We start from the raw sequence: 234 nt of genomic DNA, 5'->3' as shown, positions 1-234 counted from the left end.
TCGGCGTCGCGCTGACCGACACCATCACCCTGGATGCCTTCCTGGCGGACTTCGATCTGTACTTCGCCAAGCTGTTCGACGGCCTGCGCCACGACAGCGGCGACCCCATGGTGTTCGCCGAGAAGTGCATTCGCCACTACGAACGGCTGGGCATCGACCCGCGCGGCAAGACGCTGATCTTCAGCGATGCCCTGACCTTCGATTCGGCCATGGCGATCAAGACCGCCCTGGACG

1 pseudogene is annotated in these 234 nt (G+C 64.1%); it reads left to right on the top strand.

Features of this window, described 5'->3' with window-relative positions:
• Positions 1-234, top strand: a pseudogene (locus CVH10_RS24540) (nicotinate phosphoribosyltransferase); the annotation flags it as partial.

It is taken from the genome of Halomonas sp. ND22Bw (assembly GCF_003011945.1).
Taxonomy (GTDB): Bacteria; Pseudomonadota; Gammaproteobacteria; order Pseudomonadales; family Halomonadaceae; genus Halomonas; species Halomonas halophila.
The sequence above is the reverse complement of the archived record's forward strand: the minus strand, read 5'-3'. Positions and strand labels throughout refer to the sequence as shown.